A 14,161-nucleotide genomic window follows, 5' to 3' on the forward strand; every position below is an offset into this window, starting at 1 on the left:
CGGAAACAGACAGCCGGGTTAGGGAGTCAGCAGATGACGGTTGAGAGCAGCGAGACCACGACGCAGGGCCTGATCCTGACCGAAGCGGCCGCCGCGAAGGTCAAGAGCCTGCTCGAGCAGCAGGGCGAGGAGAGCCTGCAGCTGCGCGTGGCCGTGCAGCCTGGCGGCTGCTCCGGGCTGCGTTACCAGCTCTTCTTCGACGACCGTTCGATGGACGGTGACGTGGTGACGGACTTCGGCGGCGTGGGCGTGGTCACCGACAGGATGAGCGCCCCCTACCTGATGGGCGCCTCGATCGACTTCGTCGACACGATCGAGAAGCAGGGCTTCACCATCGACAACCCGAACGCCACCGGCTCGTGCGCCTGTGGCGACTCCTTCAACTAGTCGGAGTCGCCGGGGTCGCCCGGCAGCGGTTGCCTCGCAGGTCCCGTTCCGCCTTTGTGCGGGCGGGACCTTCGCGTATTCTCTTGGGGCTCATTGGCTTGCTGACAACGAGGAAGAAGAATCCCGTGCGCATCGCCGTCACCGGCTCCATCGCGACAGACCACCTGATGACCTTTCCCGGCAGTTTCGGCGACCAGCTGATCGCCGAGCAACTGGACCGGGTGTCGCTCTCGTTCCTGGTCGACGACCTGCAGATCCGTCGCGGAGGTTGCGCGGCCAACATCGCCTTCGGCATGGCCTGCCTGGGGCTGAAGCCGCTTCTGGTGGGGGCGGTCGGCAACGACTTCGCCGACTACCGCTCCTGGCTGGAGAGGCACGGCGTCGACTGTGACTCGGTGCACGTCTCCGAGACCCAGCACACCGCCCGTTTCCTGTGCACCACGGACGAGCACCACAACCAGATCGCCTCCTTCTACACCGGCGCGATGGCCGAGGCGCGGCTGATCGAGCTGCAGCCGGTCGCCGACCGGGCGGGCGGCCTCGACCTGGTGCTGATCGGCCCCAACGACCCCGACGGCATGCTCCGGCACACCGACGAGTGCCGTCACCGCGGCATCCCGTTCGCCGCCGACATCTCCCAGCAGCTCGCGCGGATGGGGGACGAGCAGATCCGTCAGCTCGTCGACGGGGCCGCCTACCTGTTCTCCAACGACTACGAGAAGGGCCTCATCGAGCAGAAGACCGGCTGGTCCGACGAGGAGGTGCTGAGCCGGGTCGGCGTCCGGGTCACCACGCTCGGCCCCAAGGGCGCCGTCATCGACCGCCAGGGCGAGCCGTCCATCCACGTGGCCCCCGCCCCCGAGAATGGCAAGGCCGACCCGACCGGCGTCGGCGACGCCTTCCGGGCCGGCTTCCTGGCCGGTCTGGCCTGGGACATGCCGCTGGAGCGGTGCGGCCAGATCGGCAACCTGACCGCCACGCACGTGCTCGAGCGCGTCGGCGGCCAAGAGTACGAGCTCGGCCAGCGGGCCTTCATGGAGCGCTTCAGCGCCGCCTACGGGAAAGAGGCCGCCGCGCAGATCGCCGACCACGTCCGCTGCTACCACCCCTGACCGGCGCACCCCCGTGCCCCCGCCACGGCGGGGTCACGGGCCGGCGTAGACCCGGTGCACGAACTCGGCCAGCTGGTCGTCCGGCAGGTGCCTGGCGAGGTCCGCCTCGCTGATCATGCCCACGACGTGCTCGTCCTCCAGCACCGGCAGCCGCTTGATCTGGTGCTGCTCCATGCGCGAGAGCGCCTCCTCGACCGTGGCGTCGGGGCGTACCCACACCAGCCCCGTTGCCAGGTCGCCGGCGCGCACCCGCGCGGGGTCCTTGCCCCCGGCCACGCACTTGATCACGATGTCGCGGTCGGTGATGATGCCCGTCACGCGGTCGTCGTGGCACACCGGCAGCGCCCCCACGCCGCTGTCGCGCATCATCTGCGCGGCCCGGTCCAGCGTCTCGTGGGCCTGGATGCACTCCGCCCCCGGATTCATCAGGTCGCGGGCGGTCTCGTGCGGGTGTCCGTGTGTCATGTCTCCCCCTGGAAAGCGGTGGTCTCCGGGGGGCCTACCCAGTCAGCGGGTCAGTAGTTGCGCCGTACGTGAATCGCCCAGCCTCCCTGGGGGAGTTCGTACGAGCCGACGTGCCGGTGCGACTTCAGCCGGCACCACGCGGGCACGTCGGTGACGGCCGCGGGATCGTCGGCCAGGACGGACACCACGGCGTTGAGCGGGACGTGGTTGATCCGCTCGGCGAGCATGATGATCGGGATGGGGCACTTCTTGCCGAGCGCGTCGACCGTCAGTGCCGGCTGCGTGGTCTCTGTCATGTGACTCCTGCGTCCTGGCGGATTCGGCGCACCAGCTCGGGCAGCACGGCGAGGAATCTGTCGACCTCGGCCGCGGAAGCGCCCCTGGGCAGTGACACCCGGACATTGCCATGTGTGAGCACGCCCATCGCTTCCAGGACGTGCGATGGTCGAAGCGTACTAGCGGTGCACGAGCTTCCGGACGAGACCGCGAATCCCGCTTTGTCCAGCTCGGTGAGCAGCGCCTCGCCGTCGACGTACAGGCAGGAGAACGTCACGATGTGCGGGGCTCGCTCGACGGGATCCCCGATCACCTCGACGTCGGGGACGACCTTGGGCACGGTCTCCCGGATCCTGTCGACGAGGGCGGAGAGTCTGGAGCGTTCCTGAGCCGCCTCCGCCGTCATCGCCCGCAGGGCCGCGGCGGCGGCGACGATGCCCGGCACGTTCTCGAAGCCCGGCACCCGCCGGCGCTCGCGCTCGTCCTCCGGCAGGAACGAGCGGAACCTGGTGCCCTTGCGCACGGCGAGCACGCCCACGCCCGGCGGGCCGCCCCACTTGTGCGCGCTGGCGGTGAGCACCGACCAGCCCGCGGGCACCGGCATCCGGCCCGCCGTCTGCGCCGCGTCGACCAGCAGCGGTACGCCGGCACGGCGGCAGGCCGCGGCGACCTCGGCCACCGGCTGGAGGGTGCCGACCTCGTGGTTGGCCGTCTGCAGGCAGGCCAGGGCCGTGCCGGGCCGGGCGACGGCCTCGGCGAAGACGGCCGGATCCACCCGCCCCAGCAGGTCGACGCCCACGGTCTCGGCCGAGCCGCCGTCGCGCTCGTGCAGGGCGGCCGCGTGCAGCACGCTGGAGTGCTCGACCGCGCTGGTGATCAGATGACGGCCCACGCGCCGTCTGCCCTGTAGGGTGCCGAGCACGCCGAGATGCACCGCTTGCGTGCCCGAGGAGGTGAACGACACCTCGTCGGGCCGGGCGCCGAGCGCCTCGGCGACCTCCGTGCGGGCCTGCTCCAGCAGCAGGTGAGCACGGCGGGCCTGGTTGTAGAGTCTCGCGGGATCGGCCCAGCCGACGTCGATCGCCGCCAGGAGCGCCTCGCGTGCCTGGGGGTGCAGCGGCTCGGTGGAGGCCGCGTCAAAGTACGCCACGAGACCTATCGTCCCACCCGCGGCGCGCCACTGAGGGGGCGCGCGGGAGGGCAAGGGCGTTGCGCGCTAATGTGTCTGCAATCAGCTGTCCATCTTGAAATACGAGCGCTCAGGAGAAGACTCCTGGGCTTCATCTGTGGGGTAGGCGATCCGTGAGTCCGACCCGCCGTTCGACGCGGCGTTCGTTGGCCCGTCGCAGAGTGCCACGCGCCGCCGCTCTGGCGTTGCTGCTGGCCTCCGCTACGGCGTGTGCTAATGACGTTCCCGAGGCCAATCTGGGCCGTGGCCTCCTTCCGGAGCACATCACCACGCAGGGTGGCGTGGTCCAGAGCCTGTGGAACGGGGCGTGGATCGCCGCGCTGGCCACCGGCGTCGTGGTCATCGCCCTGATCGTGTGGGCGTGTCTCTTCCACACCAAGCGCAAGGCCAAGGCCGAGCTCCCGCCGCAGGTGCGTTACAACCTGCCGATCGAGATGCTCTACACCCTCGTGCCGCTCGTCATGGTGTCGGTCTTCTTCTTCTTCACCGCCCGCGACAGCGAGGTGCTCACCGCGGACTCGAAGAACCCTGACGTCACGGTGAAGGTGGAGGCGTTCCAGTGGAGCTGGCGCTTCACCACCACCGTCCAGGGCAAGGACACCAAGCCGGTCACCGGCATGCCGGTGAGCGACTACAAGCAGGGCCCCCAACTCGTGCTGCCGGTGAACAAGAAGATCCGGTTCGAGCTCAACAGCGATGACGTCATCCACTCGTTCTGGGTGCCCGAGATGCTGTTCAAGCGCGACGTCATCCCCGGCATCCCGGAAGACAGCCCCGGCCGTTTCTTCGAGGTCGACACCCTGAACAAGCCCGGCGTCTACGCCGGCCGGTGCGCCGAACTGTGCGGGGTCGACCACAGCCGCATGCTCTTCTCGGTGAAGCTCGTCCCGCAGGCTGAGTTCGACCAGTACATCGCGACCAATCAGGCTGGGAGCGCCCAGTGACCGCCATCCAAGAACCCATTTCGACGACGCCCGGCTCCGGGCCCAGGCCCACCACCAAGGGCCGGGTGATCACCAAGTGGCTGTCCTCCACCGATCACAAGATCATCGGACACCTCTACCTGATCACGTCGTTCATCTTCTTCCTCATCGGCGGCATCATGGCGCTGATCATGAGGGCCGAGCTGGCGCAGCCGGGGCTGCAGTTCACCAGCAACGAGCAGTTCAACCAGCTGTTCACCATGCACGGCACGATCATGCTGCTGATGTTCGCGACCCCGCTGTTCGCCGGGTTCGCCAACGAGCTGATGCCGCTGCAGATCGGTGCCCCCGACGTGGCCTTCCCGCGCCTCAACATGGTCAGCTACTGGCTGTTCCTGTTCGGCAGCCTCATCGCCCTGTCGGGCTTCTTCACCCCTGAGGGCGCGGCCTCGTTCGGCTGGTTCGCCTACACGCCGCTGTCCAACGCGATCAGCTCGCCAGGGATCGGCGGCGACCTGTGGATCATGGGCCTGGCGCTGAGCGGCCTCGGCACGATCCTCGGCTCGGTCAACTTCATCACCACGATCATCTGCATGCGGGCCCCCGGCCTGACCATGTTCCGGATGCCGATCTTCACCTGGAACATCCTGCTCACCAGCATGCTCGTGCTGATGGCCTTCCCGGTGCTCGCCGCCGCGCTGCTGGCGCTGGAGGCCGACCGCAAGTTCGGCACCCACATCTTCAGCCCCGAGAACGGCGGAGCGATGCTCTGGCAGCATCTGTTCTGGTTCTTCGGGCATCCAGAGGTCTACATCATCGCGCTGCCGTTCTTCGGCATCGTGACCGAGATCCTGCCGGTCTTCAGCCGTAAGCCGATCTTCGGCTACATCAGCCTCGTGGCCGCGACGATCTCGATCGCCGGCCTGTCGATCACGGTCTGGGCGCACCACATGTTCCCGACCGGGCAGGTGCTGCTGCCGTTCTTCTCGTTCATGACGTTCCTCATCGCGGTGCCGACGGGCGTGAAGTTCTTCAACTGGATCGGCACGATGTGGCGAGGCCATCTGAGCTTCGAGTCGCCGATGCTGTTCTCGATCGGCTTCCTGGTGACCTTCCTGCTCGGCGGTCTGACGGGTGTCATCCTGGCCTCGCCGCCGCTGGACTTCCACATCAGCGACACCTATTTCGTGGTGGCGCACTTCCACTACGTCGTCTTCGGCACCGTGGTGTTCGCCATGTTCGCCGGGTTCTACTTCTGGTGGCCCAAGTTCACCGGCAAGATGCTCGACGACAAGCTGGGCAAGCTGCAGTTCTGGCTGCTGTTCATCGGCTTCCACGCCACGTTCCTGATCCAGCACTGGCTCGGCGTGCTCGGCTTCCCGCGCCGCTACGCCGACTACAGCCCGGCCGACGGCTTCACCGACCTGAACATGATCTCGTCGGTCGGCGCCTTCGTGCTCGGCGCCTCCACGCTGCCGTTCTTCTACAACGTCTGGAAGACCTGGCGCACCGCGCCCAAGGTCACCGTCGACGACCCCTGGGGCTACGGCGGCTCGCTCGAATGGGCGACGTCCTGCCCGCCGCCGCGGCACAACTTCACCTCGCTGCCGCCGATCCGGTCCGAGCGTCCCGCATTCGACATGAAGTATCCGCACGTGTCCGCCAAGACCCCCGTGGAGGTTGAGGCCTGATGAAGGTTCAGGGTTGGCTGTTCCTGCTGTGCGGCCTGTTCTTCGCCGGGGTCGACGTCGCCTACTGGTTCTGGACCAAGGCGGCCACCGGCACGGGTGAGCCGGTCGGCACCACCGCCATGGCCATCTCGGTCGGCTTCGCGTTCATGATCGGCTACTACCTGATGTTCACCGCGCGGCGCATCGGCGCCCAGCCGGAGGACAACAAGCAGGCCGACATCAGCGACGGAGCCGGTGAGATCGGCTTCTTCAGCCCGAGCAGTTGGTGGCCGCTGTTCGTCTGCCTGGCGGCGGCCTTCGCCTTCGCCGGGTTCGTGATCGGCTTCTGGATGTTCCTGATCGGGATGTTCCTGGTCATCCTCGCGATGATCGGGTTCGTGTTCCAGTACTACCGGGGACACTTCTCCCACTGATACTCCGCGAAACGGGCGTCCTTCTTCTAGAGGGACGCCCGTTTTTTGGTGTTCTTTACCGGGGCGCGGATGTGGTCATTCGATCACTGAGGGTAATAAGGGAGGTGAATTAGCTCGACTCGGACGGGGGACTGCTCGTGGGGCGTGTTGCGTATCAAACAGCCGGCCTGCTGGCCTTGGTGGTGCTGACGGCGTGCTCCGGCGTCACGGACAGGGCGGGGAACATGGCGCTCAAGGCTCCGGACGCCTCTGTGGCGGTCCTGCCGGTGGACAAGTCGGCTCAGGTGCCCACGGACCAGCCGGTGGTCGTGGCGGTCCGCGGAGGCACGCTCAAGAGCGTCACCGTGCGCGGCGACAAGGCGGGCGCGCTGCCCGGCACCCTCAGCGGCGACCGTACCCGCTGGCGCAGCACCGGCACCGCCCGTCCCGGCGCCACCTACACGGTCACCTCCGTCGCGGCCAACGCCGAGGGCAAGCAGACGAAGCAGACGACCACCTTCTCCACCGCCAAGGCGGTCACCACCTTCGACGTCGAGCGCCTCACCCCGAACAAGGACGAGACCGGCGATACCGTCGGCGTCGGCATGCCCATCATGATCACGTTCGACCAGCCCATCACCGACCGGGTCGCGATCGAACGCAACCTCACCGTACGCACCTCCAAGCCCGTGGAGGGGGCCTGGCACTGGTTCGACGACCGTCATCTCGACTTCCGGCCGAAGAAGTACTGGCCGGCCCGCACCAAGGTCCGCGTCGAGGCGCACTTCGCCGGCGTGCACGCGGGCAAGGGGATGTACGGCAAGCGCAACCTGGCCGTCGACTTCAGGATCGGCCGTTCGCAGATCACCAAGGGCACCACGCACGGGCACGTCCTGACCGTCAGGCGCGACGGCAAGAAGGTCCGGGTGATGCCGATGAGCGCCGGCCAGGGCGGGCAGTGGAAGTACTACACGACCTCCGGCATCCACCTGGCCATGTCCCGCGAGCCAGTGACGATCATGACCTCGCCCGGCATCGGCCCCGGCTCGGCCGGCTACTACCGGCTCACCGTCTACAACACGGTCCGCATCTCCAACAGCGGTGAGTACGTGCACAGCGCGCCCTGGTCGGTGGGCTCCCAGGGCCACGCGAACGTCAGCCACGGCTGCGTCAACATCAGCCCGGAGAACGCGGCCTGGTTCATCAAGAACACGCTGATCGGGGACCCGATCGTCATCACGGGCTCGCCGCGGAAGCTGGAGCCGACCAACGGGTGGGGGCACTGGCAGGAGAGCTGGAAGGAGTGGCTCAAGTGGAGCTCGCTCAAGGGCGGCCCCACACTGTCCTTCTCCTCCTGACCCGTCCGCCTGGGCGCTGTTCTCCTGAGACCCGCCACGCGGCCCTGAGATGGTCTGACAGGGCCGCGTGCGGGTCGTACGGAATGATGTGTCAGGCGGCGGTGAAGGAGCCGCTGACCTCGATCCAGCGGTCGAGGGTCGCCGAGGCGCCGCCGGAGTCGACCGCCTGGACGGCGCGGGCGTAGCCGTCGATCATCTGAGAGTCGAGGTCGTCGCCGGGGCCGTCGAGGGCCACCAGCGCCGCCGCCGCGTTGAGCAGGACGGCGTCGCGGACCGGGCCGGTCTTGCCGCGGACGAGGTCGTACACCGCCTGGGCGTTGAAGTCGACGTCGCCGCCGCGTAGCGCGTCGGCGCCGGCCCGGGGGATGCCGAGGACCGCCGGGTCGAAGGCGGTCTGGGTGGCGGTGCCGTGCTGGACCGTCCAGACCGTGGAGGTGGTGGCGATGGTGAGCTCGTCGAGGCCGTCGTCGCCGCGGAAGACCAGGGCCGAGACGCCGCGCTCGGCGAAGACGCCCGCCAGGACCGGGAGCATGGTGGCGTCGAAGACGCCGATGGCCTGGGCGGCGGGGCGCGCCGGGTTGGTCAGCGGGCCGAGGAAGTTGAAGATCGTGGGGACGCCGATCTCCCTGCGGGTGGGACCGGCGAAGCGGAGGGCGGGGTGGTAGACGGGGGCGAAGCAGAAGGCGATGCCGGCCCGGTCGGCCACCTGGGCCGTCTGCTCGGGGGTGAGGTCGAGGCGGATGCCGAGGCGCTCCAGGACGTCGGCCGCGCCGCAGGAGGAGGAGGCGGCGCGGTTGCCGTGCTTGACCACGCGGGCGCCCGCGGCGGCGGCCACGATGGCGGCCATCGTCGAGACGTTCACGGTGTGGGCGCGGTCGCCGCCGGTGCCGACCACGTCGACGACCGGGCCCTCGATGTGCAGCGGGGTGGACAGGTCCAGCATGGTGCGGGCCAGGCCCACCACCTCGGCCACAGTTTCGCCCTTGGCGCGCAGCGCGACCGCGAAGGCGGCGATCTGGGCGGAGGTGGCCGAGCCGGACATGATCTCCCGCATCGCCCAGGCCGTCTCGTCGGCCGACAGGTGCTCCCCGGACAGGAGAGCCGAGAGCAGGGTGGGCCAGGTCGTCCGCGAGTCCACAGAAGGCACCTACTTGGCGTTGAGTCGGCTGGAGGAACGGCGGCGCATCAGGTCGGCGACGGTGTCGGCCAGCACGATGGGCTCAAGGGGCTGGGGGACGACGGCGTCGGCCTTGGACCACTCGGCCAGCCAGCGGTCGTCCCGCCTGGCGATGAGCAGGCAGATGGGCGGGCAGTCGTAGACCTCGTCCTTGGCCTGACGGGAGACGCCCATGCCGCCCGCCGGCTGGGTCTCGCCGTCGAGCACGGCCACGTCGATCTCGCCGGAGGCGAGCCACTGGTGGACCTTGGGCTCGGTGGCGCACTCCACGATCTCCACGAAGGGGACGTCGGCGGCCGGTCGCCGGCCGATCGCCTCGCGGACCTCCTGACGGGTGGCGGCGTCGTCGCTGTAGACGAGGACCCTCATCGTGTCGTCGGTGCTCACGGTCGCGCTCACTATCGGTCGTAGCGGTATGGTCACCTGGGATCGTACCGGTGGTGCGGGGTGCAGTCCCAGGCCGTCACCCCTGGTGGGGTGATTTGCCCTAATTATCCCAGCTTGCTGCAAGTTTCTTCCCCCTAACGGGGGGTCGTGCGAAGGACCGACCTGAGAAGCCGCAATAATGCTGCCCGTGGCGACAGCATCCGCAATAACTTCGACGACGACAGCACAGCCGTTCCGCAGACCCAACCTGGTCAGCGTCGGGACGATCGTCTGGCTGTCCTCTGAGCTCATGTTCTTCGCGGCGCTGTTCGCGATGTACTTCACCATCCGGTCGGTGAGCGAGGGCCAAGGCATCGAATGGGGGCCCGCCTACTTGCCCGTGGGGGCCGCTGAGGGCGCCGAGGGCCTGGCTCACCTGAACATCCCGTTCGCGACGGTCAACACGATCATCCTGGTGCTGTCGAGTGTGACGTGCCAGCTCGGTGTCTGGGCCGCGGAGAAGGGGCAGGTCGCCAAGCTTCGCTTCTGGTACATCGTCAGTTTCCTGATGGGCGCCGTCTTCGTCGCCGGTCAGATCTACGAGTACATGGAGCTGGCGAGTGAGGGCGCGACCCTGTCCGCCAACCCCTACACCTCGGTGTTCTACCTCACGACAGGCTTCCACGGCCTGCACGTGACGGGTGGACTGATCGCGTTCCTGTTCATGCTGGGACGTACGTACGCCGCGAAGCGCTTCACGCATGAGCAGGCCACCAGCGCGATCGTCGTGTCCTACTACTGGCACTTCGTCGACGTCGTCTGGATCGGTCTTTTCGCGACCATCTACATCATTCGGTAAGGAACGGGATCTCTGTGACCAGGATCACCGCTTGGCGGCGGCATCCCCTCGCGAGATATGCCGTCCTGATTTTGGCGTTGGCGCTAGTCGGGATGGTATACGCCGCCTTTGTGCAGGTGAGCAAGCCCGCGGACGCGGCGCTCGCGTCCGGCAAGGTGGACGACGTGGCAGAGGGCAGGAGCCTGTTCGAGGCGCACTGCTCCAGCTGCCACGGTCTCAACGCCCAGGGCACGTCGACGGGACCCACGCTGATCGGCGTCGGCGCCGCGTCCGTCGACTTTCAGATGAGCACCGGCCGCATGCCGGCCTCCGACCCGGGCGCGCAGGTGCCCCGCAAGCCGGTGCCCGAGTGGGTCGACGAGAACGCCATCAGGCAGATCGGCGCCTATGTGCAGTCGCTCGGCGGCGGCCCGCAGGTGCCCGGCCACGAGCAGGTCGACCCCAAGCTCGGCGACGCCGGCAAGGGTGGCGAGCTGTTCCGCGCCAACTGCATCCAGTGTCACAACTGGGCGGGCGCGGGCGGCGCCCTCACGCAGGGCAAGTACGCCCCCAATCTGAACGAGGCCTCTCCCGCGCAGATCTACGAGGCGATGGTCACCGGCCCGCAGGCGATGCCGGTGTTCAACGACTCGACGATCACGCCCGAAGAGAAGCGCAACATGATTGCCTACATCACCCAGGTCCGTGAGCAGAAGGATCCCGGAGGTTTCGGTCTCGGGCGCATCGGCCCGGTCACCGAAGGTCTCGTAGCGTGGATCGTGGGCATCTTCGCCCTCGTGCTCGCCGCCATCTGGATCACCGCGAAGAAGCGACAGAAGTCATGACAGACAACGAGCACGAGATCGAGCAGCCGGATGACCGCGTGCCCAAGCGCGTCATCGGCACCCCCGGCCCCGGCACCTCGATGCTCGGCGAGGTGGAGACGAAGGCGGAGCCCCAGCCGCCGCAGGACGACACCGCTCCCGGTGTCATCCTGCAGGACGAGCAGAAGGCCCGGCGCGCCGAGAAGATCGTGGCGCTCTGCTTCACGATCACCTTCCTGGCGGCCGTCGCCTTCATCATCTCCTACGTGGTCTTCCAGGTCGGAAGCCCGGAGGCGACCGGCACGTCCAACCTGGCGCTCGGCAGCACGCTGACGCTGGCGGTGCTCGGGCTGGCCGTCGGCATCGTCATCTGGGTCCGCCAGATCATGCCGAAGTACGCGCTGGTCCAGGAGCGCCACGAGATGGTCTCCGGCGAGGCCGAGCGCTCCGTGGTGGCCGACACCTTCGTGCAGGGCGCCAACGAGAGCGGCTTCGTCAAGCGCAAGCTGCTGCGCCGCACGCTGCTGCTCGCCGCCGCGCCGCTCGGACTCGTTCCGCTGGTGCTGCTGCGCGACCTCGACAACAGCAAGATGACCGGCGCCAGCTTCAACAAGCTGCTGCGGCACACGGTCTGGGGTGAGAAGACCAAGGAGGGCAAGCCGCTGCGCCTCGTCGTCGAGGGCACCGGCCAGCCGATCCGCGCGGCCGACTTCAACTCGCCCGGCGGCATCCTGTCGATCGTGCCCGAGGGCTACGAGCACGACCTGAACGTCCTCGCCAAGGCCACGTTGATCCTGATCAAGTTCCGCCCCGAGGAGCTCAAGGCGGGCGTCAACAAGAACTGGACGCACGAGGGCATCGTCGCCTACTCGAAGATCTGCACGCACGTGGGCTGCCCGGCCGCTCTGTACGAGCAGACCACCCACCACATCCTGTGCCCCTGCCACCAGTCGACGTTCGACGCGGCCGACGGCGCCAAGGTCATCTTCGGGCCGGCCGCCCGGCCACTGCCGCAGCTGCCGATCTCCGTCGACGACCAGGGCTACCTCGTCGCGCAGGGCGACTTCGCGGTGCCGGTCGGTCCCAGTTTCTGGGAGCGCGGCGACGCCGAGGCCGAGGCCAGGGCCAAGGGAGGCCAGGCATGAGTGACCTGAAAGAGGTCCCCAAGGGCATCGCGGGACCGGCCAACGCCCTCGACGCACGCCTGGGCGGGGCCAACTTCCTCAAGCGCAACCTGCGCAAGGTCTTCCCCGACCACTGGTCCTTCTTGCTGGGTGAGATCGCGCTCTACTCGTTCGTCATCCTGCTGCTGACCGGTACGTTCCTGACGTTCTGGTTCAAGCCGAGCATGGGCGAGATCGCCTACGCCGGCTCGTACGCCCCGCTGAAGGGCGTCATGATGTCCGAGGCCTACGCGTCGTCGCTGGAGATCAGCTTCGACGTCCGTGGTGGACTGCTCATGCGGCAGATGCACCACTGGTCGGCGCTGCTTTTCGTCGCGGGCATGATGGTCCACATGCTGCGGGTGTTCTTCACCGGCGCCTACCGCAAGCCGCGCGAGATCAACTGGATCATCGGCGTGCTGCTGCTGACGCTGGCACTCGCCGAGGGCCTGACCGGCTACTCACTCCCCGACGACCTGCTCTCCGGCGCCGGTCTGCGGATCACGGAGGGTGTGGCCATCTCGCTGCCGCTGGTCGGCACCTACATCACGTTCTTCCTGTTCGGCGGCGAGTATCCGGGCACCGACGTCATCTCCCGGTTCTACTCGCTGCACATCCTGCTCATCCCCGGCATCCTGCTGGCTCTCATCAGCGCCCACATGGTGCTCATGTGGGTGCAGAAGCACACCCAGATGCCGGGCAAGGGCCGCAACAACGCGAACGTGGTGGGCGCGCCGTTCTACCCGGCCTTCATGGCCAAGGCCGGCGCCTACTTCCTGTTCACGCTGGGCGTGGTGGCCGGGCTCGCGACGTTCACCCAGATCAACCCGATCTGGCTGTTCGGACCGTACACACCGGCGGACATCTCGGCGGGCTCCCAGCCTGACTGGTACATGGGCTTCCTGGAGGGCGCGCTGCGGGTCATGCCCGCCTGGGAGATCAACCTGTTCGGCACGTCCCATGCGGGCACCCTGCCGTTGAGCGTGATCATCCCGGCGCTGGCGCCACTCGGCATCATCATGACCGGCCTGGCGCTCTACCCGTTCCTCGAACGGTGGATCACCGGCGACCACCGCGAGCACCACATCGCGGAGCGTCCCCGCAACAACCCGCACCGCACCTCGATCGGCATGGCCGCCGTCACGTTCTACGGTGTGTTCTGGCTGCTGGGGGCGAACGACGAGTTCTCGGCGTTCTTCAGCATCAGCCTGAACATGACGACCTACGTCGGCCGGGTGCTGGTGTTCGTCGCCCCGGTGCTGGCCTACGCGATCACCTACCGGATCTGCCTCGGCCTGCAGCGCGCCGACGCCGACATCCTCCACCACGGCGTGGAGTCCGGCGTCATCAAGCGGCTGCCGCACGGCGAGTTCATCGAGGTGCACACGCCGCCGGCGGAGGACATCGCGGCGCACATCCGGGGCAAGGAGGCGGTGCTCATGCTGCCCGTGGACGAGGACGCCTCCGGCATCCCGCCCAAGGGCATGCGCGGCCCGCTCGGCAAGCTGCGCGGCAAGATGTCCAAGACGTACGGCGGGGAGAAGATCCCGCTCGACGGGGATCACCCGCACGAAGAGGAGCACGCCGCCGTCACTTCCGGCGAGGACAAGTCTCTGACCCACTGAGACGGCTGCCACGAAGGCCCGGGCCCGGACGACTCTCCGTCGTCCGGGCCCGCGCCTGTTCCTGGGCACGCGCTTGTTCTCAGGCCCGCGCCTGTTCCTGCGCCCGCTCCTGTCTCCAGGCACCTCCTGTTTCCAGGCCCCCGGATCCGCCTCTTCCCAGGGCCGCCCTGTCTGCAAGCCTGTTCCTGTCCGCGGGCTTCTTCCCGTTCCCAAGGCCCGACCCCTTTCGCGGGGCCTGCCCCGCCCCCGGGGGACCGTTCCTGTAGGGGCTTCCACATGTAGGTAGGGCCGTTCCTGTGCGGGCTTCTACGTGTGTTCAGGCGTGTTCGTGTAGAGGTGCCCAGGCGCGTCCCTGTGTGCGGGCTTCTACGTGTG

Annotated in this window: 15 protein-coding genes; 10 read left to right on the forward strand and 5 right to left on the reverse strand. The window is 68.0% G+C overall.

The features are described 5' to 3' along the window. Nucleotides 1-33 precede the first annotated feature (33 nt). Together erpA and ACTMTF_RS01140 are read left to right on the forward strand one after the other, a co-directional pair. On the forward strand, nucleotides 34-387 hold the full coding sequence (gene erpA / locus ACTMTF_RS01135; protein WP_189143288.1) for an iron-sulfur cluster insertion protein ErpA: 354 nt from the start codon (nucleotides 34-36) through the stop codon (nucleotides 385-387). 125 nt (nucleotides 388-512) lie between these two features. Then, nucleotides 513-1,499 carry a carbohydrate kinase family protein gene (locus ACTMTF_RS01140; RefSeq protein ID WP_397001192.1) on the forward strand — a complete coding sequence of 329 codons (987 nt, stop codon included), beginning with the start codon at nucleotides 513-515 and terminating at the stop codon, nucleotides 1,497-1,499. Between the two features lie 33 nt (nucleotides 1,500-1,532). Here ACTMTF_RS01140 and ACTMTF_RS01145 read toward each other — a convergent pair whose 3' ends face one another. The 3 genes from ACTMTF_RS01145 to ACTMTF_RS01155 are packed head-to-tail and all read right to left on the reverse strand — an operon-like array spanning nucleotide 1,533 to nucleotide 3,390. Beyond that, on the reverse strand, nucleotides 1,533-1,964 hold the full coding sequence (locus tag ACTMTF_RS01145; protein ID WP_441108810.1) for a CBS domain-containing protein: 432 nt from the start codon (nucleotides 1,962-1,964) through the stop codon (nucleotides 1,533-1,535). Between the two features lie 50 nt (nucleotides 1,965-2,014). Next, nucleotides 2,015-2,260, reverse strand: coding sequence for a sulfurtransferase TusA family protein (locus ACTMTF_RS01150; RefSeq protein ID WP_397001188.1), 246 nt, complete (start codon nucleotides 2,258-2,260; stop codon nucleotides 2,015-2,017). Beyond that, a complete protein-coding gene (locus tag ACTMTF_RS01155; RefSeq protein ID WP_441108811.1) occupies nucleotides 2,257-3,390 on the reverse strand; it encodes a cysteine desulfurase family protein in 1,134 nt (377 codons plus the stop codon). The genes ACTMTF_RS01150 and ACTMTF_RS01155 overlap by 4 nt, the downstream gene beginning before the upstream one ends. Before the next feature lie 200 nt (nucleotides 3,391-3,590). Between ACTMTF_RS01155 and ctaC the strand changes: the two genes are divergently transcribed. The 4 genes from ctaC to ACTMTF_RS01175 all read left to right on the forward strand — a co-directional run bounded on the left by ctaC (nucleotide 3,591) and on the right by ACTMTF_RS01175 (nucleotide 7,793). After that, nucleotides 3,591-4,373: an aa3-type cytochrome oxidase subunit II gene (ctaC, locus tag ACTMTF_RS01160; RefSeq protein WP_441108812.1), complete on the forward strand. Its 783-nt coding sequence runs from the start codon at nucleotides 3,591-3,593 to the stop codon at nucleotides 4,371-4,373. After that, nucleotides 4,370-6,043: an aa3-type cytochrome oxidase subunit I gene (gene ctaD, locus ACTMTF_RS01165; protein ID WP_397001182.1), complete on the forward strand. Its 1,674-nt coding sequence runs from the start codon at nucleotides 4,370-4,372 to the stop codon at nucleotides 6,041-6,043. The genes ctaC and ctaD overlap by 4 nt, the downstream gene beginning before the upstream one ends. After that, nucleotides 6,043-6,456, forward strand: a complete 414-nt coding sequence (locus ACTMTF_RS01170; protein WP_397001180.1) for a cytochrome c oxidase subunit 4 — start codon at nucleotides 6,043-6,045, stop codon at nucleotides 6,454-6,456. The genes ctaD and ACTMTF_RS01170 overlap by 1 nt, the downstream gene beginning before the upstream one ends. 137 nt (nucleotides 6,457-6,593) lie before the next feature. Beyond that, the gene (locus ACTMTF_RS01175; RefSeq protein WP_441108813.1) at nucleotides 6,594-7,793 is read left to right on the forward strand and encodes a L,D-transpeptidase; all 1,200 of its coding nucleotides are present in this window, start codon (nucleotides 6,594-6,596) and stop codon (nucleotides 7,791-7,793) included. 91 nt (nucleotides 7,794-7,884) lie between these two features. Here the strand turns inward: ACTMTF_RS01175 and trpD are convergent, their stop codons facing one another. Both trpD and ACTMTF_RS01185 read right to left on the reverse strand, forming a co-directional pair. Further along, nucleotides 7,885-8,931, reverse strand: a complete 1,047-nt coding sequence (gene trpD, locus ACTMTF_RS01180; RefSeq protein WP_441108814.1) for an anthranilate phosphoribosyltransferase — start codon at nucleotides 8,929-8,931, stop codon at nucleotides 7,885-7,887. Between the two features lie 9 nt (nucleotides 8,932-8,940). Further along, nucleotides 8,941-9,339 (reverse strand): hypothetical protein, encoded by a 399-nt coding sequence (locus ACTMTF_RS01185; protein ID WP_441109809.1) that lies wholly within the window; start codon nucleotides 9,337-9,339, stop codon nucleotides 8,941-8,943. A 196-nt stretch (nucleotides 9,340-9,535) separates the two neighbouring features. Here ACTMTF_RS01185 and ctaE point away from each other — a divergent pair, with 196 nt between their 5' ends. Genes ctaE through qcrB form a run of 4 tightly spaced genes read left to right on the forward strand, consistent with a single transcriptional unit; the run spans nucleotide 9,536 to nucleotide 13,786 of the window. Next, complete coding sequence (gene ctaE / locus ACTMTF_RS01190) at nucleotides 9,536-10,195, forward strand: aa3-type cytochrome oxidase subunit III (protein WP_397001174.1); 660 nt, start codon at nucleotides 9,536-9,538, stop codon at nucleotides 10,193-10,195. 14 nt (nucleotides 10,196-10,209) lie between these two features. Then, the gene (gene qcrC, locus ACTMTF_RS01195) at nucleotides 10,210-11,019 is read left to right on the forward strand and encodes a cytochrome bc1 complex diheme cytochrome c subunit (RefSeq protein WP_397001172.1); all 810 of its coding nucleotides are present in this window, start codon (nucleotides 10,210-10,212) and stop codon (nucleotides 11,017-11,019) included. Then, nucleotides 11,016-12,143, forward strand: coding sequence for a cytochrome bc1 complex Rieske iron-sulfur subunit (qcrA, locus tag ACTMTF_RS01200; RefSeq protein WP_397001170.1), 1,128 nt, complete (start codon nucleotides 11,016-11,018; stop codon nucleotides 12,141-12,143). The genes qcrC and qcrA overlap by 4 nt, the downstream gene beginning before the upstream one ends. Continuing rightward, the gene (gene qcrB, locus ACTMTF_RS01205) at nucleotides 12,140-13,786 is read left to right on the forward strand and encodes a cytochrome bc1 complex cytochrome b subunit (protein WP_441108815.1); all 1,647 of its coding nucleotides are present in this window, start codon (nucleotides 12,140-12,142) and stop codon (nucleotides 13,784-13,786) included. The genes qcrA and qcrB overlap by 4 nt, the downstream gene beginning before the upstream one ends. Nucleotides 13,787-14,161: the final 375 nt, after the last annotated feature.

The organism is Nonomuraea sp. ZG12 (assembly GCF_052068115.1).
GTDB lineage: Bacteria > Actinomycetota > Actinomycetes > Streptosporangiales > Streptosporangiaceae > Nonomuraea.